The organism is Ruegeria sp. PrR005 (genome assembly GCF_010500245.1).
Classification (GTDB): domain Bacteria; phylum Pseudomonadota; class Alphaproteobacteria; order Rhodobacterales; family Rhodobacteraceae; genus Ruegeria_B; species Ruegeria_B marisflavi.
The window spans coordinates 182600-207867 of the sequence record NZ_JAAGOX010000055.1; the positions used below are offsets into that span (position 1 = coordinate 182600).

Sequence of the window (25268 nt, forward strand, 5' to 3'; positions counted from 1 at the left end):
GTCAGACCTCGATCGTCTTGGGGCGGCGACGTTCGAACCACATCACCACCAACAGGCGGGTGACGAAAATCGCGGTAAAAACCGAGGTCAGGATCCCCAGACCAAGGGTAATGGCAAAGCCGCGCACAGGGCCGGAGCCCATTGCGAAAAGGATCACGGCGGTGATGAACGTGGTGATGTTGGCATCCAGAATGGCGCTTAGTGCCTTTTCATAACCCAGTTCGATGGCGCGTGCCGGGCCTTTGGCGGTTTTCAGCTCTTCCCGGATACGTTCAAAGATCAGAACGTTGGCATCGACTGCCATACCGACGGTCAGAACGATACCGGCAATCCCTGGCAGCGTCAGTGTCCCGCCAATCACGCTGAGAAGGCCAAAGATCAACCCGACGTTTATGATCAGCGCCACATTCGCAAAGATCCCGAAGAGACCGTAACTGGCCCACATAAAGCCCAGAACCGCGACAAAGGCGACAACCGTGGCGACCTTGCCCGCGTCGATGCTGTCCTGTCCCAGTTCCGGCCCGATTGTACGCTCTTCCAGAAACTCAAGACCCGCCGGCAGAGCCCCGGCGCGCAAAAGGACAGCAAGGTTGGTGCTTTCCTCGACCGTGAAGTTGCCGGTGATGATACCCGAACCACCGGGGATGTGGGATTGGATGACGGGAGCGCTGATAACTTCGTTATCCAACACGATGGCAAAGGGCGCCCCGATATTGTCCCGAGTATAGTCGCCGAACTTGCGCGCACCCGACGTGTTGAAGCGGAAGTTCACCGCCGGCCGGCCATTCTGGTCAAAGGCGGGCTGTGCGTCTACCAATTCTTCGCCGGTGACCACCGGAGCCGCTTCGACGGTGTAGAAGACACCTTGCTGGTCCAGGGCCGGGATGACCTTTTGCCCGACTTCAGCGCGCGCCTCGGCATCCGTGCCGCGCGACACCACGGGATTGAAGGTCAGCTGCGCCGTAGTGCCGATGATTTCCTTCAGTTCACCGGCGCTGCCGATACCCGGCACCTGGATCAGAATCCGGTCCGCCCCTTGACGTTGAATGGTCGGTTCCCGTGTGCCCACCTCGTCGATACGGCGGCGCACGATTTCCAGCGCCTGTCGGACTGTCCGGTCGTCTGTGGCCAGCTTCTCGGCTTCGCTCAGGGTCACGACGATCTCGTCGCCTGTACCGCGCACCTCGATATCGTTTGATCCGGCCCCTGTCAGTGTCTGGATCGGGCGGCCCAAACCGCGAACCACTTCCAGAGCGCGCGCCATGCCTTCGGGCTTGCTGATCTTGATCCGAATCTCGTCTCCTGGGGACGGCTGCTTGCGAATTGTACCAACCGTGTCCCGTTCGCCGCGCAGCGCGTTGCGGATTTCGGGCCACATGGCATCCATGCGGGCCTCATAGACATCCGCCACCTGCACTTCGGCCAGCAGATGAGCGCCGCCGCGCAGGTCCAGACCAAGGTTGACCAGCGAAGACGGCATCCAGGACGGCCACTGCCCTGCCGCCTCGGTCAGCTCGGCGGTTTCGCCCTGAACCTCGATCGCCGCACGGGCGTCATTGCTTTGTTCGACGCGGGTGTAGAACGCGTTCGGCAGGGCCAGCAGCAGACCGGCCACACAGACCAGCAGAACCAGCACCCTCTTCCAGGAATCAATTTGCAGCATTACCCTGCCTTTTCAGGAGGTTGAGGCGATAGTTCACTTTGCCGGTTCGGTCTTGTTCAGAACCTGGGCAATGGTCGCCTTGACGACACGCACTTTCACGCCCTCGGCAATCTCGACTTCAAGCTCGCCATCGTCCTTGACCTTGACGACCTTGCCGACAAGACCGCCTTGGGTGATCACTTGATCGCCGCGACGCAGCGCAGCCACCATCGCCTGATGTTCCTTGACCTTCTTTTGCTGCGGACGGATCAGCAGGAAATACATGATCGCAAAGATCAGGATAAGCGGGAGAAACTGGGCGATTGCGCCACCTTCCATGGGAGAATCCTTTGTGCTGGCTGGCGGGAGAGCCCCGCAGATTTCGCCGGGAACCTATGCGCAGAACCGTTCCTTTGCAAGTCGAGCACAAAAGCAGGTTTCTTTGCGCATTTTCCCTTCTGGTCAGGTTTCAATCCACAGGTATAGTCGGTTCGACAGCTGAGGGGAAATCCAGCCATGATCCGCCTGTTGGTGATAGCGGTACTTGTTGTTCAGACACTCTGTTTATCGGTGGCATCGGCACAGGAGACAGCGACATCGGCGCCAATGTCGTCGGGTGTGTTTCAGGCCCCTGTCATCCTGGACGGGTCCGAGCTTTTCCTTTTGCGCGGCGTCAGCGGCATGCCCGCCGAACGGCGCGCGCTGGAGGTACATGAACGGCTTGTTCAGGTTGCCACGGCCTCTAACAGCAATACCGTCAACATCCAGAAACGAGAAGAACGCTTTGGTTTCGTCATCTTGGCGGATGGCGTTGAGATCCTGACGGTCACACAAGCCGACGCCGCACTGGAAAAGATCGACCTAGCGTTGCTGGCCGACGTGCATGCCAAGGTCATTAAAGAGGCGATCTTGTCCTACAGGTCGGAACGATCCGACAAGGCCCGGATCGAGGGCGCGATCTATGCCCTGGGCTGGACATTGGCCTTTGCGCTCTTCACCTTCCTGGGCTTCCTTCTCCGCAGGTTCCTCAACACCCGGATCACAAGACTGGTCCACAGAAACCTAGCCGAGGTTGAGTCCGCCACCCGGGCCCATGTTCGCGCCGATGCCATCGCCGCGCTGATCCGGTTCGGGATCAACTTCGTCCTGTTGTCGATCTTCTTCCTGGGCGTCTACTACTACCTGTCGTTCATTCTTCTGGCTTTTGCCGAGACGCGTTACGTGGCTCAGCTTCTGCTGACCTATGTCACCCGGCCGGTTCTGAACATCGTCCTTGGTTTCTTCAACTACCTTCCCAATCTCGTCACGCTGCTGATCATCGCGGCTGTCACGCAATACATCATCCGTGGCCTGCGGATCTTCTTCGAGGCGGTCGAAGCGGGCAGTTTCGAAATCGGCAACTTCGAACGGCATTGGGTCATTCCCACATTCAACATCGTCCGGGCCATTCTGATCCTGATCGCTCTGGTGTTTGCCTTTCCCTATATCCCCGGATCGGAATCGGCTGCCTTTCAGGGGCTGACCATTCTTGTCGGGGCGATGCTGTCGCTCGGCTCGAACTCGGTCATGAACAATCTGATTTCGGGACTCTTCGTGATTTATCGCCGGTCCACGTCGATCGGAGACCGCATCAAGATCGGCGAGCACCTGGGCGATGTGGTCGAAATCAAGATGATGGAAACGCATCTGCGCTCGATCAAGAACGAGCTGATCTCGATTCCGAACGCACAGCTGCTGAATTCCGAAGTCGTCAACTATTCCAAACATGCCGACGCCAACGGCCTTCTGGTTCATACGACTGTGGGCATCGGTTACGAGGAGCCCACCGAAAAGGTCGAGGCCATGCTGATCGAGGCGGCAAGACGTACCAATGGCCTAAAGAACCGTCCTGCCCCCTTCGTGCTCTGGGCGGCGCTCGCGGACTATGCCGTCAATTATCAGATCAACGCCTACACGACCCAAGGTGCGATCATTCCTCGGATAAAATCCGATCTTCATCGCAACATACTTGATGTGTTTACGGAAAACGGCGTCCAGATCATGACCCCGTCCTATGTCGCCGACCCGCCTGATGCCAAGGTCGCGACGGCGCCCTGGGATGGCAAGCTGGCCCATCAGGACAGCGGTGAAAAAGAACACTCCAAGGCCTAGCGGACGGTCACGGTGCAGCACGACGAAATGCACGGATTTCCGTTGCGTTGCGACGCGAATCAGTGCCTTGATTTTCTGGCGCAAACCGCTGTGCGCAACGAAAATACTTTGGTGTTCCAGACCGGGAGGCGGCCCGGCCAATCTGCTAGAAGGAACAGGCGCATGATGATGGTGCGCTGCTATCTCGCCCCCTCCGAAATCGAAGGGCTGGGGGTGTTTTGCCATGACGACATACAACGCGGCGACAAGGTCTGGCGGCACGACAGGATGCTCGATGTCACCTTCCCAGAAGCCAAGATCGACAATGTCGAACCGCATGTCCGCGAGTTTCTGGAGCGCTACAGCTACCCCGACATACACCGCCCTGGATACCGGATGCTCGAAGGCGACGAAGGCCGCTTCATGAACCATTCCATGTATCCCAACCTGGACTATTCGGATGGGATCTGGGGCATCGCGCTGACGGATATTCCGGCCGGAACCGAACTGACCCGCGACTATGCCGATTTCATGACCGGCGAAATCCGCATGTACCCGCCGCGCCACAAACTGGTGCCGCCGCAAGCAATGCTCAACTGAGACCAGTAAGGGGGCTGCGCAGAACCCGCGCCCCCCACTATCAGCACTTGGGTTCCGAGGGCGCTACACCCCGGCCCGCATTTGGTGCATAACGCCGTGCAGTGATTCACCTTTCGAGGACCAGACCCATGCACGACATCCGCGCCATTCGCGAAAATCCCGCAGCCTTTGACGCCGCCCTGGCGCGCCGCGGAGATGCGCCGGTGTCGTCGCAGATCCTGGCTCTGGACGAAGAGCGCCGTGCGCGCATCCTGGCGGCCGAAACCGCGCAAGCCGAACAGAACAAGGCTTCCAAGGAAGTGGGCGCCGCCAAGGCACGTGGTGACGAGGCCGAGTTTGAGCGCCTGCGCGCCCTGGTGACCGAGAAAAAGGCCGAAATAGCCCAGATGCAGGCCGAAGCAAAAGACCTCGACACTCAACTGGCTGACATGCTGTCGCGCATCGCCAACCTGCCCGCCGATGATGTACCAGACGGGGCGGATGAGGCCGACAATGTCGAGATCAACCGCTGGGGCATTCCCCGCAGCTTTGCTTTTGCTCCCAAGGAGCATTTCGAAATCCCCGCCGTCCAGAACGGGATGGATTTCGAAACCGCCGCCAAACTGTCGGGCGCTCGGTTCGTTCTGCTCTCGGGTGGTGTCGCCCGCATTCACCGCGCGCTGGCGCAGTTCATGCTCGACACCCACACCGCCGAAAACGGTCTGACCGAGGTCAATGGCCCGGTTTTGGTGCTGTCCGAGATGATGCAGGGCACTGGCCAGTTGCCAAAGTTCGGCGAAGACAGCTATCAGACCCGCGAGGGCTGGTGGCTGATCCCAACGTCCGAGGTGTCGCTGACCAATATCGTCAATGGCAGCACGATCGAGGAAAACTATCTGCCCCGCCGCTACACAGCGCATTCGCTGTGCTTCCGGTCCGAGGCAGGGTCGGCAGGTCGCGACACCCGCGGTATGTTGCGCCAGCACCAGTTCGAAAAGGTCGAGATGGTTTCGATCACTCATCCGGACAAGTCGGATGAGGAGCAGAAACGCATGCTGCGCTGCGCCGAAGGTATCCTGGAAAAGCTGGGCATCCCCTACCGCACCGTGGTGCTCTGCACCGGCGACATGGGGTTTGGCGCCCGCCGCACCTACGACATCGAGGCCTGGCTGCCCGGTCAGGACACCTATCGCGAGATCAGCTCGGTCTCGACCTGTGGCGATTTCCAGGCGCGGCGCATGAACGCCCGTTTCAAACCCACCGATGGCGGCAAGCCGCAGTTCGTTCATACGCTGAACGGCTCGGGCCTTGCCGTGGGGCGCTGCCTGATCGCGGTGCTGGAGAACGGTCAGAACGAAGACGGCACCGTCACCTTGCCCGAGGCACTTTCCCCCTACCTGGGGGGAAAGCTGACCCTCGCGTTGGGCGGCACCCTGGTCTGACGTCCATCAGCACCGGACCCAAAAGGCGGAGAATTTACTTCTTCGCCTTTTTCTTTGCCTTCTTCTTTTTCTTCTTCTTGTCAGACTTCTTTTTGACCTTTTCCTTGGCCTTCTTGATCTTTTCCTCGAAGTCTTTTTTCTTTTGCTTGGCCTTGGCTTCTTTGGCCGCAGCCTTGGCCTTTTTCTTGTCCTTGGCCTCGTCCTCGGTCATTTCCGCCACCGCTGCGGCATCCGCTTGCGCGATCTCTGTCTCGCTGCGCGCTGGCACGGCCCGCTGAACCAGCACCACGGGAGCACTGCGAGGCGACTTGCCCCGGGACGGGCGGCTGGACCGTGCAACCGGATTTCGCCTTTGAGAGGGTGTTCTTGCCAAAGCCGCCTTGCCCGCCGAAGCGCTGTTCACCAGCGCTTTGGCAGCGGACAGGATCGCGGCCGCCCGGGCCGCGCCAATCCCCGGTATCGCGCGCAATTGCTCCAGGCTGGACTTTGCGATGGCCTCAGCGTTTTTGAACCCCGCCTCTGTCAACAACTTGCCCAAAGCCGGGCCAACGCCCTCAATTTCGTTCACCGATGTCATTTCAGATCTCGTCTTACCTACCAATTCCAGAAACTTTTAGATCTTTGCCTTTCAGGACCGCCTGAACCGCGACCTTGCTTTACCTAACCGGCGGCCTGGGTGTTGACCAGACGACGCGCCGGGGGAAACGGCACCAACCGCCGTGCGTCTTCGTCCCAAAGCTTGAGGTTCAGAGCCGCAACCGCTTCGCCGAACTTGATCCGGCGCGGCGCATACTCGGGCGGTAACCCGTAATGGCACGCTCGCAACCGGTAAGAGGGAATTCGCGCATTGAAATGGTGAATGTCATGCAAGGTGATACAGGCCACGGCATTGTCGAACCACCATCCGAAATCCAGCGCCGAGGACCCCTGCAACGCCGCCAGCTGCGGGTCGAGATCGGGGCGGCGATCCCAGTAAGTGTCCTCGAAATTGTGCTGAAGATAGACAAGAAACACGCCCATCATTCCGCCCAGGAACGAGAAGACCAGCCAGACAAGAACGCCAGTGGTTCCGGCCATCCACCACAGCAAGCCCAGGAAAACCACGATGGCGCCATTGTGCGCGATGACCCCAAACGCTCCGAACCGAGCCGCATTCTTGGGCCATCTGTAGCGGATGAAATAGGTGAACGCCGCGCCTAGCGGGATCAGGATGAACGGGTTGCGATACAGCCGATAGATCAGGCGGGTTTTCCAGTCGGCCGCCTTCCATTCCCGCAGGGTCATGGTGTGGATCTCGCCGGTTTCCCGATGCTCAAGATTGCCGACGCCCGAGTGATGCAGATTATGGTTCTGCTTCATCACCTCGAAAGGCGCGAAGGTAAACGGCGACAGGACATGACCGGCGATCTCGTTCTGACGCCTTGTCTCGAACAGGGAGTGATGACCGCAATCGTGTTGCAAGACGTAGAGACGCACAGCGGCAAAGGCAAAGACCACTCCCGCCGGAAGCAGTACATACCAGCGATCCACATAGGCGATCGCCAGATAGAGCGCGGTAAAATACACCACGAATGTCCCGAAATAGCTCATCCCCGCCAAGCGATTGTCCTGGACGGCGAATTGGCGTGTATAGGCCCTCAGATCCATGCAGTCCGCTCCCCAGACCTGGCCGATCAACTTACTTCAACACAACTTAATAAGGCGCGGCCCACAAACAAGACATGTGCAGACCAGTTGCCTCGGATGGGCAAATGCTATCGCGAAGCAAGGGGCGCTGTCACGCCCCTTGCGAAAATATGTAGCAGTTCTTGGGTCTTAAGACCGCGCTTTGAGATGCTTGGTCAAAGCACCGGCATTCTTCTTTCGGCGCCCCTTGTAAGGGTTCTTGTCGCCCTGTCCCCGCAGGGTCAGCCGGATCGGCGTGCCCGGCATGTCGAAATCCGCACGCAGCCCGTTGACCAGGTAGCGCGAATAGCTTTCCGGCATCTTGTCGGGATGGCTGCACATCACCACGAACCCGGGCGGCCGGGTCTTGGCCTGTGTCATGTAACGCAGCTTGATCCGCTTGCCCTGCGGCGCGGGCGGCGGGTGCTGTTCCAGCATCCCGATCAGCCAGCGGTTCAGGGCCGCGGTTGGGATGCGCCGGTTCCAGACCGCATGCGCCCGCAGGATGGCATCGTGCAGCCGGTCCAGCCCGCGCCCGGTCTTGGCCGATACCGTGACCAGCGGCGCCCCGCGCAACTGGGGCAAAAGGCGCTCAAAGCTCTCCTTCAGCTCGCGCAGCTTGTCCTGCTTGTTTTCCTCGACATCCCATTTGTTGACCGCGATGACCACGGCCCGCCCCTCGCGCTCAGCCAGGTCGGCGATGCGCAGGTCCTGCTGCTCGAAGGGAATGGCGGCGTCCAGCAGGACCACGACAACCTCGGCGAACTTGACCGCGCGCAAGCCGTCGCTGACCGACAGCTTCTCCAGCTTTTCCTGTACCTTGGCCTTCTTGCGCATACCTGCGGTGTCAAAGATCCGCATCGGCGTGCCATCCCAGTCGATGCGGAGCGAAATGGCATCCCGGGTGATCCCAGCCTCGGGGCCGGTCAATAGCCGTTCCTCGCCGAGGATCTTGTTGATCAGCGTGGACTTGCCCGCGTTCGGGCGCCCGACCACAGCGACTTGCAGGGGCTTTTCGGCAGTTATGGCTGGCGGCTCATTCGCGCGCGCTTCGGTGTCTTCCTCGTCCTCGCCATCATCCGCGACGTCGACATCCGTTTCGGGCGCCTGATCTTCGGCCTCTTCCTCCATCGCATCGGCCAATGGCATCAGCCGCGAATAAAGGTCGTTCATCCCCTCGCCATGTTCGGCCGACAGGCGGATCGGTTCACCCAAGCCCAGCCCATAGGCCTCCAGTACCCCGGCATCGGCCGCCGCGCCTTCGGCCTTGTTGGCGGCCAGGATCACATGGGCCGAGCGGCGGCGCAGGATATCAGCGAAAATCTCGTCATTGGGGGTGACACCGGCCCGCGCGTCGATCAGGAACAGGCAGACATCGGCCATGTCGACCGCGCGTTCGGTCAGCCGCCGCATCCGGCCCTGCAAACTGTCGTCGGTGGCGTTTTCCAACCCCGCCGTGTCAATCACGGTAAAGCGCAGGTCGCCCAGCCGTGCCTGCCCTTCGCGCAGGTCGCGGGTCACGCCCGGCTGGTCATCGACCAGCGCCAGCCGTTTTCCGACCAGACGGTTGAACAGGGTGGATTTGCCCACATTGGGCCGCCCCACGATGGCGAGGGTCAGAGACATGGCACTCTACTTTTCTAGACTCAGACGCGCCCTATAGCGCGTCCGCGCGTCAACGGAAAGCGTGCAGTTGGCCCTTTGTGCCCACAACATAGAGCGTGCTGCCCGCCACGACCGGCCCGGTGGTGGCCCCGCCGGGAACCTCGATGCGCTGCAACAACGCGCCGTCCTCGGGGTTGTAAAGCCGCAGAAACCCGTCGTTCGAGGCGACAATAACCCGACCACCCGCCAGCACCGGCCCGTAATGCGCATAGGTCGCGCCACGCTTCTTGGGCTTGTCCTTGACAAACCCCGGCAGGTCCTGGGCCCAGATCACGCTGCCATCGGTGGCATTCATCCGAATGATCTGGTTGCGGTCGCTGACCAGGAAGATGCTGTCACCAGCGGGCCAAACCGGCCCCAACGCACCCTCGGTCGCTGTCCAGAGGCGCTCGCCATTGTCGACCCGAAAGGCCACGGTGCGGCCGGAATGGTTGCCCGCGTACAATGTGCTGCCAACGATGACGGGGCTGCCGGTCACGTCACCGATGCGCGACGCCGCGCGGCCCTTGCGCTCTCCGGTGACCGAGGCGCCCCAGCGCCGCACGCCACCTTTGCGGAAAGCCCCGACAAGGTCGCCCGAGCCAAAGGCGAAGACCGCCAGATCGCTGCTCAGCGCGGGTGCTGGCGCGCCCAGAACGTTGCCGACGCTCGGCGTGGCCTGGATCTGCCAGGCGATCCGGCCATCCTTGGTGTTAACGGCCCAAGCCGTATCGTCCCCGGCCACGAGATAGATCAGCCCATCGCGGATGGTCGGCGACCCCGAACCGGTCGCATTCAGCTTCTGCCGCCAGCGCACCGTCCCCGTCTTGGCGTCCAGCGCCGTCAGATTGCCGTAGCCCGAGGAAACGTAGAGAACGCCATCGGCATAGCCCATACCGCCCCCCGTGGCCTGCCCCTCGGCCTCGCCCGGCAGGATCAGGTCGGTCTGCCAGACCAGTCCACCACCCGGCGTCACGGCCGACACGCGCTCGGCGCTGTCCAGGGTATAGACCAGGCCGCCCGCAACCACGGGATCAGCGGTGATGCGTTGCCGCTTGCTGTCGCCGGACCCGATTGGCACCGACCAGATCAACTGCGGCGACGACCGCAAGGCGGGATGCGCCGTGCGGAACGCAGGCGTTCCGAAACTCTGCGCCCATTCGGCATTGGATTGCTGCGCCGCCAGCTTGATTGCGCGTGTTTGGTTGACCTCATCCGCCTCCGCCGCAGGGCGGATATCTTCGCGAACGCCGGGCAGGATCACCTCTGGTTCGTCGCATCCCGCAAGCAGCAGGAATGCGCCACCCATCAGCGCTGCCCCGATCCGGGAGAATGATCTGGTCACCATGGTCGAACTCGCCTGTCTATCGTTCTTGTTCCGCACCTTCGCCGCCGTCCGCATGCTCGGTATCAGCCCTGCCGCGCCAGCAGAGCTGGATCGGCCCCCAGCGCCACCATCAACTGAGTTGCGCGCTGTTGCAAGTCTGCGCTGACTTCCGCGTCCTCGCGGATGGCCTGCAAGCGAGCCAGGGCCGCGTCCACGTCGCCCTGGGCGATGTCGATCAAAGCCAGTTGCTCGGCAGCAAGCAGGCGCAGCGGCGCACCGGGCCGGGCCAGCGCCTCGAAACGCTGGCGCAGATCGGCAGCGGATAGTGTGTCCGCTTGCAGAATCAGCGATTTGAACCCTGCGATCTCACGATAGATTTCGGGCAGATCGCCGTTCGTGGCGATTGCCTCCAGCCGCAGCGCCGCCGCTGCCTTGTCATCCGCGCTTTCGGCCGCGGAGGTCAGCATGCCAAGTACAGCCGAACCACCCGCGGTGTCCGTTTCGACCTGGCTCAGCGCCGCAGCGCGTCCGGCTGCATCATCCGAGGCCAGTGCCGCGATGATGTCGTCGCCCAGCCTCTGCGCCTTTGCTGTCGCCTGCGCCTTGGAATACTCGTTCCACGCCGCGCCGCCAACAACGGTGACCACCGCCAGCGCTCCAACCCAGCCCCATCTTTTGAGCAGCAGGAACATGCGGTCACGGCGAACCTCTTCGGTGACCTCATCGATGAAACTGTCAGTGTCGCTCATTCCGGTCCCTGTCTGTCTTTCGGTTCATAGTGCATTGCATATCAAACCCTCATAACGCGCCCCTTCGGGCAAGCCAAGACCGCGAACGTGACTGTTGGTCATGCACTTGCGCCGCACTGCTCAAAAATTTAAACTGAACTGCCCAGTTCAGTCTGGACACCGGACAGCCCAAACCCCATTTCTCAATCCACAAGTGGCTGTGTTCCGTATCTATTGCACGGCATGTATATATTGAAGAAAGGTGTTCGATGCGTCTGGTCCCCTTCCTCACCGCGATTCTGGTGACTGTAGGATTATACCTGCTCGTCTTCGAACGCGACAAACTGATGGCCTTTGCAAAGGCCGAAACGGCGACAACCGCACAAAGCGAGACCGCCACCGAGACGGCATCGAACACCGCCGGTCAGACCCCACCCAGCGCGATGCGGGTCGTTGTCCTGCGTTCCGAGGCCAACGAGATCGACAGCGCGGTGATCCTTCGCGGACAGACGCGCGCCATTCGCCAGGTCGATGTCAGGTCCGAGACCACATCGACAGTCCTGTCCGAACCCAAGCGCAAGGGCGCCTTCGTCACTGCTGGTGACATGCTGTGCGAACTCGACCCGGGTACCCGGCCCGCCCAACTTGCCGAGGCGAAGGCCCGCAAGGCGCAGGCCGAAAGCTCGATGCCCGAAGCGGAAGCGCGCCTGGAAGAGGCCAAGGCCCGGCTGGAAGAGGCGCGCATCAACAACAACGCCGCACAGAAGCTGGCCGAGACAGGCTACGCCTCCGAAACGCGCCGCATCTCGACCCAGGCTGCCGTCAGTTCCGCCGAGGCCGGGATCAAATCCGCCGAAGCCGGTCTGGAAACCAGCCGCGCCAGTATCGAAGCTGCAACCGCCGCTGTGGCGGCGGCACAGCGCGAGATCGACCGGCTGACAATCGAGGCCCCGTTCCAGGGCTTGCTGGAAAGCGACACTGCCGAGCTTGGCAGTCTCATGCAGCCGGGCTCGCTCTGTGCGACCATCATCCAGCTCAACCCGATCAAGGTCGTGGGCTATGTCCCTGAAACCGCCGTCAACCGGGTGCAGGTCGGCGCGCTTGCAGGCGCGGAACTGGCCACCGGGCTCCAGGTGCATGGCAGAGTCACATTCCTGAGCCGCTCGGCCGATCCTAATACCCGGACGTTCGAGGTCGAAGTGACCGTCGATAACCCCGAACTGCTCATCCGCGACGGCCAGACGGCGACAATCGCGATTTCCTCTGATGGCGCAAAGGCGCATCGCCTGCCGCAATCGGCGCTGACCCTCAACAATGACGGCAAACTGGGCGTCCGCACGGTGGGACCCGGCAATGTCGTTGCTTTTGTGCCGGTTGAAGTTGTGCGCGATACGCCTATGGGGGTCTGGCTGACAGGTCTGCCGGAAACCGCTGACGTCATCGTCGTGGGGCAGGACTATGTGATCGAAGGCGTAATCGTGGAACCGACCTGGCGGGAGGCGTCTGAATGATCGGAATCGTCGACTGGGCCGCGTCCCGGGCACGTATGGTCCTTGCCTTCATTGCGATCTCGATCCTGATCGGCGGCTTTGCCTATGTGAACCTGCCGAAAGAAGGTGAACCGGATATCGAGATCCCGGCCCTCTTCGTGTCGGTCCAGTTCCCCGGTATCTCGGCGGAAGACAGCGAAAGTCTGCTGGTCAAACCGATGGAAACCGAGCTGGCCGATCTGGACGGGCTCAAGAAGATGTCCGCTACCGCCGCCGAGAACTACGCAGGCGTTGCACTCGAATTCGAGTTCGGCTGGGACAAGTCGGCCATCACCGCCGATGTTCGCGACGCGATGAATACCGCCCAGGCGTCGTTCCCGACCGGGGCCGAACAATATACCCTAACCGAGATCAACTTCTCCGAATTCCCCATCGTCATCGTGAACCTCACAGGTGCGGTTCCGGAACGCACCATGGCGCGCATCGCCAAGGATCTTCAGGACGAGTTGGAAGCGCTCGACGCGGTGCTTGAAGCGGGCATCGCCGGGAACCGCGACGAAATGCTCGAGGTCATCATCGACCCGCTGCGGCTCGAGGCTTACAATGTCACCGCTCTGGAACTGATCAATGTGGTCCAGAACAACAACCAGTTGATCGCGGCGGGCGAGGTCGAGTCGGAACAGGGCGCTTTCTCGGTCAAGATCCCTTCTTCCTTCAAATCGGCGCGTGACGTCTACGAACTGCCGATCAAGGTCAACGGCGACCGCGTGGTGACGCTGGGTGAACTGGCGCAGATCAACTACACGTTCGAAGACCGCGAAGGCACCGCCCGGTTCGACGGTGAAAACACCGTTGCGCTGCAAGTGGTAAAGCGCAAGGGGTACAACCTGATCGACACCGTGGACCTGGTAAAGGCGACGGTCGCCAAGGCAAAGGAAACCTGGCCCGAGCAGATGAAGGCGGCGGTTCAGGTCGGTACGTCGAACGACCAGAGCCGTGTTGTCGGCTCGATGGTCAGCCAGCTCGAAGGCTCGGTGCTGACCGCGATCGCATTGGTGATGATCGTGGTACTTGCCAGCCTTGGCAGCCGCGCGGCACTTCTGGTCGGTTTCGCCATCCCCACATCGTTCCTGCTGTGTTTCGCCCTGCTGGCGGCGATGGGCGTGTCGATCTCGAACATCGTCATGTTCGGCCTGATCCTCGCCGTGGGCATGCTGGTCGATGGCGCCATCGTGGTGGTGGAATATGCCGACAAGCGGATCAAGGACGGCATCGGTCCGATGCATGCCTATGTCGAGGCGGCGCAGCGGATGTTCTGGCCGGTGGTCTCGTCCACGGCGACAACGCTCTGTGCCTTTCTGCCGATGCTGTTCTGGCCGGGTGTGCCGGGCGAGTTCATGGGCATGCTCCCCGTCACCCTGATCTTTGTGCTCTCGGCATCGCTGGTCGTGGCGCTGATCTATCTGCCGGTCATGGGCGGCGTCTCCGGTCGCATCAGCCGTATGTTCGGCCGCATGTCCGACTGGCTGCGCGCCCGCACCCCCTGGGTGGTCCGGGCACTGATGGTGCCTCCGGCGCTTTACGGGATGTTCATGGGCGCGATGCAGCTTCTGAACCCTGCATATTTGTTGCCGCCAGGCGCCCCGGGCGGAACAATGATCGGCGTGTTGCTCTTCCTGCTCAGCGCCTTTGCCGCATCGGTCACATTGTCCGCGGCACGGATCGAGTTGCCGCAACGTCGCGTTGCCGCTTCGGGCGGGCATACCCCGTTCGGCCATGTCATCAAGTTCATTGCTGGCAATCCGATCATGCCGATCGTGTCGATCGTCGTTGTCGCCTTTGCGGTCTATCAGGTCACCTTTGTGATGTTCCCGCAAAGATCTCTGGGGGTGGAGTTCTTTGTCGAGAGCGAACCCGAACAGGCGACCACATATGTGCGCGCGCGCGGCAACCTGTCTCTGGCCGAAAAGGACGAGATGGTCCGCCAGGCCGAAGAGGTCATCCGCGCCCACCCGGCAGTGGTGAATGTCTTTTCCTTTGCGGGCAAAGGCGGGTTGAACCAGAACACCGGCGGCGCACAGGCGCCTGCCGATACCGTCGGGCAGATCCAGTTCGAGATCATCCCCTGGGAGGACCGCCCGACCGAGGCGCATCCGCTGACCGGCTGGCTTGGCAGCCGCCTCACCAACTGGCTCGGTTTCCAGGAGGAAGTGGTCGCGGACGAATACGATGGCGATTTTGTGCTGGAACAGCTGAATGCCCAACTGGCACGCCTGCCCGGTTTCGTGACCGAGATCGAGCCGCTGGGCCGCGGCCCGGCTTCGGCCAAGCCGGTGCATCTCCGCATCAAGGGCGACAATTGGGATGACCTGATCGCAGCCACGACGCTGGTGCGCGACCAGTTCGACGCCACGCCCGGCCTGATCAAGACCGAAGACACCCGCCCCCTGCCGGGTATCGACTGGCAGATCGACGTGGATGTCGCCAAGGCGGGCCGCTTTGGCGCGGATGTGGCGACGGTTGGCGCCATGGTACAGCTGGTTACCCGGGGCGTGCTGCTGGGAGAATACCGGCCCGCCGATGCGGATGACGAGATCGAGATCCGCGTGCGCCTCCCCGAAGAGGACCGGGTGCTTTCGACCCTGGACACGCTCAAGGTCCGGACACCCGATGGGCTGGTGCCGCTGTCTAACTTCATCACCCGTAAGCCGGTTGAAAAACTGGCAAAGATCAGCCGTGTTGATCAGCAACGTTACTTCGACGTCAAGTCGGATGTCGAACCGGGGTTGAGCAAAGTGGTCATGGACGCGCCCAAAGGCGGAGAATCCCGACTTGCCGTTGTACGGGCCCTGTCCAACGGCATTCAGGCCAAAGCCGAGGTTCTGACCCGTCCGGTTGACGGGGCGCAGTTCGAGCTTGTGATGCTGACTGGGGCCGACAGCATCGCCGGGATGCAGGAGGCAATTGACAACGGACAGGCCCGCTTTGCCCCGATCAATGCCAACGAACGCATTTCCGTCGTGACGGAGTGGCTGGAGACCTCCCCCCTGCCCGCCGGGCTGGACTGGGAATGGACCGGAGACCAGGAGGACCAGTCCGAGAGCCAGGCCTTCCTGTCCAAGGCGTTTCTGGCCGCGCTGGGGCTGATGTTCATCATCCTGCTGGCGCAGTTCAATAGTTTCTACAACTCGGTTCTGGTGCTGCTCGCCGTGGTCCTCAGCACGACCGGTGTGCTGATCGGGATGATGGTTATGAACCAGCCGTTCTCGATCATCATGACCGGCACTGGCATCGTGGCGCTGGCCGGGATCGTGGTGAACAACAACATTGTGCTGATCGACACCTATCAGGAGTTCAGCCGCTACATGCCCCGGATCGAGGCAATCGTGCGTACAGCCGAGGCCCGCATCCGCCCGGTGCTGCTGACCACCATCACCACCATGGCGGGCCTGACCCCAATGATGTTCGGGCTCAGCCTCGACTTCATCAACGGGGGCTATTCCATCGACAGCCCGACCGCGCTCTGGTGGAAGCAGCTCGCCACCGCCGTGGTTTTTGGCCTCGGTATCGCGACGGTCCTGACGCTGGTGGTCACGCCTTCCCTGCTGGCGCTGCGGGTCTGGGCCTCGACCTATGCGGTGATGATCGGCCGCGGGTTTGCGCGGATCACCTCGGGCCGCTCCAGCCGCGTCGCCCGCGACATGCGCCTGCGCAGATCCGCCAAGAAGCTCAAGGCCACCCAGATCATCTGGGACGACATGAAAGACGACCAGCCGACCGAGGAACCGGACAGCGCGTCGGAACCCGACACACTGCCCCTGAAAGCGGCTGAGTAAAGAACCTACCTGGCCCGGATTGTCCGGGCTGGGACCCGACCTAGAGCAACCATTGGATCGGCAGAAAGCCGATCACACTGACCAGAAACCTGGAAAACACCGTCGTCTTTGGTTCCACATTGTGAACCACCTGGTCACCGCCCGTGATTGTCTCTTGCCAGGTCAGCGCCCCGCTCGGATCGCGGCTGACCGAATAGGTCCAGAGCGGGATATTGGCATCGAAATTCTCTGACATGCCCGATGCCAGTTTCGGACTCTCGATGAGAAATCCCATCTCGGTGTTGAGTTTGGCGGATCGCGGGTCGAAGTTGAACGAACCGATGAATGCCCTTTCGCGGTCCATCACGAATGTCTTTGCATGCAAGCTGGTCGTGCCCGACCCGACGAGGCCGAACTGTCGCAATATGTCTGGTTTCTCCAGTGTCGATTTCAATTCGAAAACCTTCACCCCCGCATCTATCAACCTGTCACGATAACTGCGGTATCCGGCATGAACCGGCAGCACATCGGTCGCCTCCTGCGCGTTGGTCACCGTCCGAACCAGAACACCGGCCTGCGCCCATCTTGCAAGCATTTCGGTCAACCGTTCTCCCGGCACGAAATAAGCGGAAACAAGCGAGATCTCCCGTTTCGGCGGTTCCACCATATCCAGCAAGCGCATGATCATCAGGTCTTCGGACTGCGCCTGACCCAGCCCCTTGATCGGATCGTCACTGACCAATGTCATCCCGACCCAGTCAAAGCCTTTTGTCCCGTCAAGGATTTGATCCATCAGTTCCAGGTTCTCCACCGCCTCGGCATAGTCCTGGCCTCCCGGCGCTGCGCGCATCCGGTCAACCGATGCAGCAAGAACACCGCCATCCATGTCCCGTTCAGGCAACACCAGGTTGGCAGGAATGGATGATCCGCTCTGCCAGTAGAGATCGAAGTCCTCCGCGACATCCTGTGCCGCCTGCCCCAAGGCTACCACGTCCAGGTCGAAGTAATTTGTCCCTAGGTTGCGTGAGAAATAGATGTCGCCGATGTTGCGCCCGCCGACAACAGTGACCACCCCGTCGATGCTCAGGCTCTTGTTGTGCATCCTGCGATTCAGGCGACGAAAATCCATCACATAGGACAAAATGCGCGGTGTGCGCAGCATGAAGGGATTGAACAGCCGGATCTCGATGCCCGGATGTGCATTCATCTCTGCCAATTCGGCGTCCAGATCCGGGATTCCGTTGTCGTCAAGCAACATTCGAACCCTGACACCGCGATCCGCCGCTGCCCGAAGCGCCTCCAGCAACAGCAAGCCGGTGAGGTCCTTCTGCCAGATGTAATAGCGAACATCGACACTCTCTTCCGCGGCCTGGATCAGTTGCAGTCTGGAAGCAAAGGCCAGATGTCCATCGGCAAGCGGAGTGACCCCCGACTTTCCAGGATTGGCCCGCGCTTCTGGAAGAACCGCCGCACCCAGAGTTGTCTTTTCATCGGCCGGAAGCGCACTGGAATGGCCGAGGCCCGACGTAGAGGGTACAGCGTATATGCTTCTGAAAACAAAACCGGCCCCCATCAGCAGGATGGCAAGCAGCAACAGGCGGCGCAACAGCTTCATTTCCACTCCTTCCGAAATCGACGCATCTGATCAAGCCTATGCCCCGATGCCGGAAAAACGCAAATCATCGCTGGCAAGATCCCCATAAAACATGCATCCGAGTGGCAACTTTCTTGCTCACATTCGCCCGACAGACCGGAACCTGACCTGATGCAAGTCACCGCAGACAGTTTTATGGAAAAGACGATAGGCTCCGTTTCGCACAATTCCAGACCGCTGGGTCACAGCTCGTCGCGACCGAGAAACGGGGCTCGATGACACCGACGCAGCTTCCGTTGGCGGCAGAGGCTGTGGCCAAAGTTCCAAGTCTGTTCGAGGCACAATACTCAGGCCGCCTCATCCTCGCCTGCCTGCTGCCGCGCCCATAGCTGGGCATACCGCCCGCCGCCCGACAGGAGCCCGTCATGAGTGCCTTGCTCGACGATCTCGCCCTTTTCCAGCACAACGATCTTGTCGGCCTCGGCAATGGTGCTGAGGCGATGCGCGATGGTGATCACCGTGCGCCCCTCGCCCGCAAGGGCCAGCGCCTCCTTGATCTCCTGCTCGGTCTCGGTGTCCAGCGCGCTGGTCGCCTCGTCCAGCAGCAGGATCGGAGGGTTTTTGAGCAGCGTGCGGGCGATACCCACCCGCTGCTTCTCACCGCCCGACAGTTTCAGGCCGCGCTCGCCCACCTTTGTCTCATAGCCCTCGGGCAGCGAGGCGATGAAATCGTGGATCTGGGCCGCGCGCGCCACCGCCTCGACATCGTCCTGAGTCGCGTCCTCGCGCCCATAGGCGATGTTGTAACGGATGGTATCGTTGAACAGCACCGTATCCTGCGGCACCACGCCGATGGCGTCATGCAGGCTGGTCTGGGTTACATCGCGGATGTCCTGTCCGTCGATCTTCAACGCGCCGCCGGTCACGTCGTAGAACCGGAACAAGAGCCGCCCGATGGTCGACTTGCCCGAGCCTGTGGCCCCCACGATGGCCACCGTCTGGCCCGCTGGAACGGTCAGTGATACGCCCTTGAGGATCTCGCGTTCCACCTCATAGCCAAAGCGCACATCCTCCAGCGTGATCTCGCCTCCTGTAATCTTGAGTGGAGCCGCACCCGGCTTGTCGCTCACCTCGGCAGGTTGTTCCAGCAAATCGAACATTTCGCCCATATCAACCAGCGCCTGCCGGATCTCGCGATAGACGGTGCCCAGGAAATTCAACGGCACGGTGATCTGGATCATATAGGCGTTGACCATGACGAAATCGCCCACGGTCAATTGCCCCGCCTGCACCCCCAGCGCCGCCAGCACCATCACCCCGATCAGTCCGCAGGTGATCAGAAAGGATTGGCCGAAATTGAGAAAGGCCAGCGAATACGCGGTCTTGAGCGCCGCCTGCGCATAGGCCCGCATCGACTGGTCATAGCGGTGCGCCTCGCGTTCTTCGGCGCCGAAATACTTGACCGTCTCGAAATTCAGCAGGCTGTCGATAGCGCGCTGGTTGGCCTCGGTATCCTGATCGTTCATCTCGCGGCGCAGCTTCACCCGCCATTCGGTCACCGCGAAGGTGAACCAGATGTAAAGCGCGATGGTCCCGACAACAACGGCCAGATACCAGACATCGAACAGGTACATCAGGATACCCGCCACCAGCACCAGTTCCAGCATCAGTGGGCCGATCGAGAACAGCATGAAGCGCAAGAGGAAGTCGACCCCCTTGACCCCGCGCTCGATGATGCGGCTCAGCCCTCCGGTCTTGCGGGTGATGTGATAGCGCATCGACAGCCGGTGGATATGACGAAAGGTCTCCAGCGCCAGCGCGCGCAGCGCCCGTTGCCCAACCGGGGCAAAGAGCGCATCGCGCAGCTGCTGGAAACCAACGGTCAGCATCCGCGCCATGCCATAGGCAACGGTCAGGCCCACCGCCCCCAGAGCCAAGGGCGGCACGCCCTCGCCCGCCAGCGCGTCGACCGCCCCTTTGTACAGGATAGGGGTATAGACCGCGATCAGCTTGGCCAGCACCAGCATCGCCATCGCCAGAACCACCCGGCGTTTGACCCATCCCTCGCCCTCGGGCCACAGATAAGGCGCCACCCGCCGGATCGTGCGCCAGCCCGAACGTCGGTCTGCGTTCGCGCTCTGCTCTGCCGGTGCTGTGTGGGCCAGTCGTCTCATTGCGTGCCTATGACTTGGGTACGGAGTTGGAAACCGGCCCAAGGGGGCCGTCCAGCGGCTTAATCCGGAAGAGTGAATATCTGCCCCGGATAGATCAGGTCAGGGTTCCGGATGCTGCTGCGATTGGCATCAAACACCTTCACATACAACAAGCCCTCGCCATATCGCTCCCGCGAAATCGCCCAAAGGGTATCGCCCTTTTGTACAGTGACGGCATGAACCAGTGGCCGCGCCGGAGCCTCGCCGGATTGCGGATCGGCCGGGCGCAATATTTCCGGGGCCTCTCGCTTGAACGGCGTTTCCAACCGGCTGAGAACCGTGCCGCCGTGGCCCAGCTCGTCCAGTCGCAGCGTGTAGACGCCCGGTTCGACCCCGTCGATCTCGCCGCGCCATTTGCCCTTGTCATCCGTCGAGACATCGGAAACAGCGCGGTTGTTGAAATAGACCCGCACCACAGATCCGCCATTGGCCCGCCCGGTCAACCGCACGCTGCCGGTCTCGGAGTAACCGATCGTGTCCAGCGCTACTCGGACCGGCTCCAACGGTGATTTTACTTCCGGCGCCTGCACCAATTCGACACCCGAGGCATCCGACCGCAATACCGCAACCGGCGCGGTTTGCGCCGCAACGGCCTCCCCTGCCCCGGGCTGCTCCGCTGTCGCCGTAACCGCAGTCGTGGTCTGCTCTTGCGCCGCAGCCGTCTCGACCGGCGCGCTGCCGGTAGAGGCTTCGGCAGCTGTGACAGGCTCGGCTGTCGCGGTCTGTTCCGTTTGCGCGGTCGTGGCTGCCGGGGCGACGGTCGCGGGCGTTGCCTCTTCTGCGGTTGCAACGTCCTGCTGGACCGGTGCGGTGGCCTCGGCCTGCTGCGTCTGCGGCGCTTTTGTGCTTTCCGCCACTGCTTCGCCGGGTTCGGATGCGGTGGGCGCAGGTGGCGGCGCAACCGCTGCCGTCTCGGTCTGCGAAGCTTGGGCCGTGGGTTCGGGCTGCGCCTGCTGCGCGGCATCCGCCACTTGTTCCTGCGTCTCTGCGCTGCTTGCCTCGCTGGGCCCATCCACGGATGGCTGCACCGCTACGTCTCCGGTCACCACCGGCGGCTGTGCGTCCGAAGGTTTCGGCGCGGCAGTAGTCTGCGCCTCAGCCGTTTCCACGGCGGCCGGATTGGTGTCTGGCTCGGCCGCCTCTTTGGCCGCCTCCGCAACCTGCACCGGTTCGGGTGCGGGCAGCGCCGCAATGATGTAATCATCCGACATTGTCGTCTGACCATCACGGTCTGCCCTCAGGGCCAGAACCCGTGCCGCATCGCTGAACGACAGCGTCAGGAATTCGGCAAACTTGCCATCGCCCACCACGTCGAAGCCATGCATCTCTGCCCCATCAAGCAGCACCGAGATTCGGCTGCCAGCCTCGGCGGTTCCGGACAACAGCAGGGTGCCGTCCCGTTCGACAAAAATCTGGTCCAGAACCGGCGCGGCCAGCGCCACGGGTTTCTCCTCAGGCTCGGCAGCGGGGGCTGCGGCCTGCTCGGCCGCAGGCACGGCTTCCGGTTCGGTCTTTGCCTGGTCCTGTTCGACAGGAGTCTCGGTCGCGGCCTCGGTCTGAGACTCCGGTTTCGGCTCGGGCTCCACCACCTCCGCAGGTTCCGGTTTGGTCTCTACAGGTTTCGCGGCCTCGACATCCTGGGCCGGGGCGGGAACCGCAAGCGCCGACTCCTCCGCCTCGCGCGACCCGATCACCCCCAAAGCATACAGTGCCAACAGTCCCGCGGACAGCGCACCACCCGCGACAACCGCCCAGCCACCCGTGCTGAGCCCCCCAGTTCCGGCTTCTTTGGCCATCTTCGTCCTTCCCCATACCCAGAGCCCGCTCTGCGGCGGCTCTGGCCATCACCCCAGTCCACGACGCCGGTTGAGCCGGGCTTTCATTCCCGCTATCAGGGTTGCACCCCAATACAGGAAATCCGGAAAGGCCGCCATGACCGTCAAATCCGTTTGTGTCTATTGCGGATCGCGATCCGGGGCAATGCCTGCCTATGCCGCAGCCGCCCGCGACTTTGGCCGCTTGCTGGCGGGCGAAGGCTGGCGCCTGGTCTATGGCGCCGGAGATGTCGGCCTGATGGGCGAGGTCGCGCGTGCCGCACAACAGGCCGGTGGCCTGACTTTTGGCGTGATCCCGGTGCACCTGTTGCGCCGCGAGGTCGGAAAGACCGACCTGACCACTTTTGTGGTTACCGAGACCATGCATGAGCGCAAGAAGGTGATGATCATGAACGCCGACGCCGTCGTGGTTCTGCCTGGCGGCCCCGGATCCCTGGACGAGCTATTCGAAGCGCTCACCTGGCGGCAACTCGGCCTGCATGACAAGCCGATCCTGGTGTTGAATGTGGACGGCTATTGGGATCCGCTGCGCACTCTGATCGAGCGCACGGTGGACCAAGGTTTTGCCGATGTCTCGCTGGCCGGTTACCTCACCTGGGTGGACACGCCCGAAGCGGCCATGACCGCCCTGCGCACCAGCCTGTCCTGACGCAAAAGCGACAGGGAAAACACCGCCACCGCCAGCCAGATGAGGACAAAGGCCGCCCCGTGCCAGGGGGTGAAAACCTCACCAAACACCAGAACCGCGCACAGGAATTGCAGGGTCGGGTTGATGTACTGCAACACGCCCACCGTCGACAGCGGCACCCGCCGCGCGGCATAGCTGAACAGGATCAGCGGGATCGCCGTCAGCGGCCCGGATCCGATCAGAAGCAGCGAGGTCGTCAGATCACCGCCAAATGCCCCCTCGCCCCGCAGATGAGACCAGGCCAGCACCGACAGAAAGATCGGCATCAGGATCACGATTTCGGTCGTCACGGAAATCACCGGCCCCAAGGCCAGTTCCTTCTTCACCGCGCCGTAAAGAGCGAAGCTGGTCGACAGGATCAGGGCCACCCAGGGCGCGACGCCCAAACCCCAGGTCAGAACCAATACCGCCAGCGCCGCCAGACCGATGGCCAGCCACTGCGCCCGCGCCAGCTGTTCGGCAAACAGAAACCGCCCCGCCAGCACCGCCATCAGCGGAAAGATGTAATAGCCCAAAGAGGCCTCGGTCACCTGCCCCGCCTGAACCGAAAAGATGAACACTAGCCAGTTGAGCGAGATCATCAGCGCGGCCAACAGGATCAGCCCGATCTGGCGCAGGCCGGAATAGGCCCGCAACAACTCACCCAGCCGCCCCTGGAGCGTCAGGTACACCCCGAACAGCAGCACGGACCACAACGTGCGATGCGACAGCACCTCGGGCGGCGGCACATGCGTCAGAAGCTTGTAGTAGAGCGGCGACAGTCCCCAGACCACACAGGCCCCGACCATCGCCAGAATGCCACGCCCGACCTCGCCCATGCCCTGCCCCGGATGTTGTTACCCGCCGCTCTTGCCGCGCGCGGGCCGGATTGGCAAGCCGGGAAATCCGGATCAGACCTTCCAATCCAGATGTCTGCGGCCCGGGTCCATGAAATGGTCAACCATCACCGGCGTCGCCAGAGCATAGGCCTCTTCCAGTGACAGGTCGAGGTGACGATAGAGCGTCTGTTTACCCAATCCCACCGGGCCGGGATTGCGCGCCGCCAGCGTCCGGGCCAGTTCGCCCACCACGCCAGGCAATGCATCAGCAGGCACAATCCGGTTGATCAACCCGGCGGCCAGCGCCCAATCCGCATCATAGGCCGCACCGGTCAGGGCCATTTCCATCACCGCCTTGCGCCCGATCGCACGCGACACGGCCACCGCAGGCGTCGTGCAAAAGCCGCCATTCTGCACCCCGGGCAGGCAGAAACTGGCCTCGGGCGTCGCATAGGCCAGATCGCAGGCAGCAACCAGCTGCAACCCGGCGGCGGTGGCGATGCCCTCTACCATCGCAATGGTCGGCTTTGCCATCCGGGTCAAGTCCAGCATCATCGCCGAACAGGCCTGGAACAGGTCTTCCACATAGGCCCGGCCTTCATCCGCATCCGCCCGATGACGCGCGATCTCCTTCAGGTCATGCCCGGCGCAAAAGATCCGGCCCGGCCCGTGGATGACAACCACCCGGACCGCATCGTCCTGCCCGGCCCGCCGCAGCGCATCATGCAGCGCCGCGATCATCGCCCGCGACAGCGGATGCGCCGGCGCCCGGCCCAGCGTCAGGGTCAACACCCCTTCGTTCAACGCCTCGCTCACCAGCCCGTCTTGCGACATCTCGTTCATGCCCTGATCCTCCCGGTCGCAGAATGCCGTGCATGACCCAGCCTGACCAGCCCCTTCATTTCGCCCAAAATACTCCGGGGGGGAGCGCAAGACCCGACGGGGGCAGCGCCCCCACCTGCCCCAAAGAAAAACCCGGCCCCCGAACGGGGACCGGGCCTGAAGCACTACGCCTTGCGCTGATTTACATGCGCGATGCGACGTTTTCCCAGTTCACCAGATTGTCGAGGAAGTTCGACAGATAGGCGGGGCGCTTGTTGCGGAAATCGATGTAATAGCTGTGTTCCCACACATCACACCCCAGCAGAGCGGTCTGGCCAAAGCAGAGCGGGTTCACACCGTTCTCGGTCTTGGTCACCGCCAGCGACCCGTCGGCGTTCTTGACCAGCCAGCACCAGCCCGACCCGAACTGACCGGCACCGGCGGCAGAGAATTGTGACTTGAACTCGTCGACCGAGCCAAAGCTCTCGGCAATCGCCTTTTCCAGCTCGCCCGGCATCTTGCTCTCGCCCGGCCCCATCATTTCCCAGAACTGGTTGTGATTCCACAGCTGGGAAATGTTGTTGAAGATGCCATTCTGCGCCACGGCGGTGGCATTGTAGGTGCCGGTGATGATCTCTTCCATCGACTTGCCGTCCCACTCGGTCCCGGCAATCAGCTTGTTGCCGTTGTCGACATAGGCCTTGTGGTGCAGGTCGTGGTGATATTCCAGCGTCTCGGCGCTCATGCCCTTGGATGCCAGCGCGTCATGTGCATAAGGAAGATCAGGAAGTTCAAAAGCCATCTTGGCCCCCTGTTGAAATTGATGTTGCGTTCCC

At 61.9% G+C, this 25268-nt stretch carries 19 protein-coding genes and 1 pseudogene; 6 read left to right on the plus strand and 14 right to left on the minus strand.

Features of this window, described 5'->3' with window-relative positions:
- Position 1: 1 nt before the first annotated feature.
- Positions 2 to 1663 (minus strand): protein translocase subunit SecD, encoded by a 1662-nt coding sequence (secD, locus tag G0P99_RS22215; protein ID WP_164132672.1) that lies wholly within the window; start codon positions 1661 to 1663, stop codon positions 2 to 4.
- Positions 1664 to 1696: 33 nt separating this feature from the next.
- Positions 1697 to 1981, minus strand: a complete 285-nt coding sequence (yajC, locus tag G0P99_RS22220) for a preprotein translocase subunit YajC (RefSeq protein WP_164132673.1) — start codon at positions 1979 to 1981, stop codon at positions 1697 to 1699.
- Positions 1982 to 2158: 177 nt separating this feature from the next.
- On the opposite strand from yajC, the gene G0P99_RS22225 reads away from it, so the two are divergent.
- The 3 genes from G0P99_RS22225 (at position 2159) to serS (ending at position 5793) form a co-directional block, all read left to right on the plus strand.
- A complete protein-coding gene (locus tag G0P99_RS22225) occupies positions 2159 to 3793 on the plus strand; it encodes a mechanosensitive ion channel family protein (RefSeq protein WP_164132674.1) in 1635 nt (544 codons plus the stop codon).
- A 162-nt stretch (positions 3794 to 3955) separates the two neighbouring features.
- Positions 3956 to 4372 (plus strand): SET domain-containing protein, encoded by a 417-nt coding sequence (locus G0P99_RS22230; RefSeq protein WP_164132675.1) that lies wholly within the window; start codon positions 3956 to 3958, stop codon positions 4370 to 4372.
- A gap of 128 nt (positions 4373 to 4500) precedes the next feature.
- Positions 4501 to 5793, plus strand: coding sequence for a serine--tRNA ligase (gene serS / locus G0P99_RS22235; protein WP_164132676.1), 1293 nt, complete (start codon positions 4501 to 4503; stop codon positions 5791 to 5793).
- 34 nt (positions 5794 to 5827) lie between these two features.
- Here serS and G0P99_RS24865 read toward each other — a convergent pair whose 3' ends face one another.
- The 6 genes and pseudogenes from G0P99_RS24865 to G0P99_RS22260 all read right to left on the minus strand — a co-directional run bounded on the left by G0P99_RS24865 (position 5828) and on the right by G0P99_RS22260 (position 11178).
- Positions 5828 to 6082: a hypothetical protein gene (locus G0P99_RS24865; RefSeq protein ID WP_239059908.1), complete on the minus strand. Its 255-nt coding sequence runs from the start codon at positions 6080 to 6082 to the stop codon at positions 5828 to 5830.
- A 132-nt stretch (positions 6083 to 6214) separates the two neighbouring features.
- A pseudogene (locus G0P99_RS25125) lies at positions 6215 to 6370 on the minus strand (helix-hairpin-helix domain-containing protein); the annotation flags it as partial.
- An 83-nt stretch (positions 6371 to 6453) separates the two neighbouring features.
- Positions 6454 to 7440 carry a fatty acid desaturase gene (locus G0P99_RS22245; protein ID WP_164132678.1) on the minus strand — a complete coding sequence of 329 codons (987 nt, stop codon included), beginning with the start codon at positions 7438 to 7440 and terminating at the stop codon, positions 6454 to 6456.
- Between the two features lie 168 nt (positions 7441 to 7608).
- A complete protein-coding gene (der, locus tag G0P99_RS22250; protein WP_164132679.1) occupies positions 7609 to 9084 on the minus strand; it encodes a ribosome biogenesis GTPase Der in 1476 nt (491 codons plus the stop codon).
- A 49-nt stretch (positions 9085 to 9133) separates the two neighbouring features.
- Entirely contained in the window at positions 9134 to 10450 is a 1317-nt protein-coding gene (locus G0P99_RS22255; RefSeq protein WP_239059909.1) for a PQQ-like beta-propeller repeat protein, read from the minus strand.
- 62 nt (positions 10451 to 10512) lie between these two features.
- The gene (locus G0P99_RS22260) at positions 10513 to 11178 is read right to left on the minus strand and encodes a hypothetical protein (RefSeq protein WP_164132680.1); all 666 of its coding nucleotides are present in this window, start codon (positions 11176 to 11178) and stop codon (positions 10513 to 10515) included.
- Positions 11179 to 11426: 248 nt separating this feature from the next.
- On the opposite strand from G0P99_RS22260, the gene G0P99_RS22265 reads away from it, so the two are divergent.
- Both G0P99_RS22265 and G0P99_RS22270 read left to right on the plus strand, forming a co-directional pair.
- Entirely contained in the window at positions 11427 to 12668 is a 1242-nt protein-coding gene (locus G0P99_RS22265) for an efflux RND transporter periplasmic adaptor subunit (RefSeq protein ID WP_164132681.1), read from the plus strand.
- Positions 12665 to 16483 carry an efflux RND transporter permease subunit gene (locus tag G0P99_RS22270; RefSeq protein ID WP_164132682.1) on the plus strand — a complete coding sequence of 1273 codons (3819 nt, stop codon included), beginning with the start codon at positions 12665 to 12667 and terminating at the stop codon, positions 16481 to 16483. The genes G0P99_RS22265 and G0P99_RS22270 overlap by 4 nt, the downstream gene beginning before the upstream one ends.
- Positions 16484 to 16523: 40 nt before the next feature.
- Here G0P99_RS22270 and G0P99_RS22275 read toward each other — a convergent pair whose 3' ends face one another.
- The 3 genes from G0P99_RS22275 to G0P99_RS22285 form a co-directional block, all read right to left on the minus strand.
- Positions 16524 to 18077, minus strand: coding sequence for a phospholipase D family protein (locus G0P99_RS22275; RefSeq protein ID WP_164132683.1), 1554 nt, complete (start codon positions 18075 to 18077; stop codon positions 16524 to 16526).
- Between the two features lie 326 nt (positions 18078 to 18403).
- Positions 18404 to 20230 carry an ABC transporter ATP-binding protein/permease gene (locus G0P99_RS22280; protein ID WP_164132684.1) on the minus strand — a complete coding sequence of 609 codons (1827 nt, stop codon included), beginning with the start codon at positions 20228 to 20230 and terminating at the stop codon, positions 18404 to 18406.
- Between the two features lie 59 nt (positions 20231 to 20289).
- Positions 20290 to 22065: a LysM peptidoglycan-binding domain-containing protein gene (locus G0P99_RS22285; RefSeq protein ID WP_239059910.1), complete on the minus strand. Its 1776-nt coding sequence runs from the start codon at positions 22063 to 22065 to the stop codon at positions 20290 to 20292.
- A 136-nt stretch (positions 22066 to 22201) separates the two neighbouring features.
- Here G0P99_RS22285 and G0P99_RS22290 point away from each other — a divergent pair, with 136 nt between their 5' ends.
- A complete protein-coding gene (locus tag G0P99_RS22290) occupies positions 22202 to 22753 on the plus strand; it encodes a TIGR00730 family Rossman fold protein (RefSeq protein ID WP_164132685.1) in 552 nt (183 codons plus the stop codon).
- On the opposite strand, the gene rarD is transcribed toward G0P99_RS22290, so the two are convergent.
- The 3 genes from rarD to G0P99_RS22305 all read right to left on the minus strand — a co-directional run bounded on the left by rarD (position 22690) and on the right by G0P99_RS22305 (position 25234).
- Positions 22690 to 23610 carry an EamA family transporter RarD gene (gene rarD, locus G0P99_RS22295; protein ID WP_164132686.1) on the minus strand — a complete coding sequence of 307 codons (921 nt, stop codon included), beginning with the start codon at positions 23608 to 23610 and terminating at the stop codon, positions 22690 to 22692. The genes G0P99_RS22290 and rarD overlap by 64 nt on opposite strands.
- A gap of 72 nt (positions 23611 to 23682) precedes the next feature.
- On the minus strand, positions 23683 to 24453 hold the full coding sequence (locus G0P99_RS22300) for an enoyl-CoA hydratase-related protein (protein WP_164132687.1): 771 nt from the start codon (positions 24451 to 24453) through the stop codon (positions 23683 to 23685).
- Positions 24454 to 24634: 181 nt separating this feature from the next.
- Positions 24635 to 25234 carry a superoxide dismutase gene (locus G0P99_RS22305; protein WP_164132688.1) on the minus strand — a complete coding sequence of 200 codons (600 nt, stop codon included), beginning with the start codon at positions 25232 to 25234 and terminating at the stop codon, positions 24635 to 24637.
- Positions 25235 to 25268 lie beyond the last annotated feature (34 nt).

Coding starts and splice junctions, on each gene's coding strand:
- G0P99_RS22305 (WP_164132688.1), bottom strand. CDS start 25,234: ATGGCTTTTGAACTTCCTGATCTTCCTTATGCACATGACGCGCTGGCA.
- G0P99_RS22280 (WP_164132684.1), bottom strand. CDS start 20,230: ATGAGACGACTGGCCCACACAGCACCGGCAGAGCAGAGCGCGAACGCA.
- G0P99_RS22265 (WP_164132681.1), top strand. CDS start 11,427: ATGCGTCTGGTCCCCTTCCTCACCGCGATTCTGGTGACTGTAGGATTA.
- G0P99_RS22230 (WP_164132675.1), top strand. CDS start 3,956: ATGATGATGGTGCGCTGCTATCTCGCCCCCTCCGAAATCGAAGGGCTG.
- yajC (WP_164132673.1), bottom strand. CDS start 1,981: ATGGAAGGTGGCGCAATCGCCCAGTTTCTCCCGCTTATCCTGATCTTT.
- der (WP_164132679.1), bottom strand. CDS start 9,084: ATGTCTCTGACCCTCGCCATCGTGGGGCGGCCCAATGTGGGCAAATCC.
- G0P99_RS22255 (WP_239059909.1), bottom strand. CDS start 10,450: ATGGTGACCAGATCATTCTCCCGGATCGGGGCAGCGCTGATGGGTGGC.
- G0P99_RS22285 (WP_239059910.1), bottom strand. CDS start 22,065: ATGGCCAAAGAAGCCGGAACTGGGGGGCTCAGCACGGGTGGCTGGGCG.
- serS (WP_164132676.1), top strand. CDS start 4,501: ATGCACGACATCCGCGCCATTCGCGAAAATCCCGCAGCCTTTGACGCC.
- G0P99_RS22245 (WP_164132678.1), bottom strand. CDS start 7,440: ATGGATCTGAGGGCCTATACACGCCAATTCGCCGTCCAGGACAATCGC.
- G0P99_RS22290 (WP_164132685.1), top strand. CDS start 22,202: ATGACCGTCAAATCCGTTTGTGTCTATTGCGGATCGCGATCCGGGGCA.
- G0P99_RS22300 (WP_164132687.1), bottom strand. CDS start 24,453: ATGAACGAGATGTCGCAAGACGGGCTGGTGAGCGAGGCGTTGAACGAA.
- G0P99_RS22275 (WP_164132683.1), bottom strand. CDS start 18,077: ATGAAGCTGTTGCGCCGCCTGTTGCTGCTTGCCATCCTGCTGATGGGG.
- G0P99_RS22270 (WP_164132682.1), top strand. CDS start 12,665: ATGATCGGAATCGTCGACTGGGCCGCGTCCCGGGCACGTATGGTCCTT.
- G0P99_RS22225 (WP_164132674.1), top strand. CDS start 2,159: ATGATCCGCCTGTTGGTGATAGCGGTACTTGTTGTTCAGACACTCTGT.
- rarD (WP_164132686.1), bottom strand. CDS start 23,610: ATGGGCGAGGTCGGGCGTGGCATTCTGGCGATGGTCGGGGCCTGTGTG.
- G0P99_RS22260 (WP_164132680.1), bottom strand. CDS start 11,178: ATGAGCGACACTGACAGTTTCATCGATGAGGTCACCGAAGAGGTTCGC.
- secD (WP_164132672.1), bottom strand. CDS start 1,663: ATGCTGCAAATTGATTCCTGGAAGAGGGTGCTGGTTCTGCTGGTCTGT.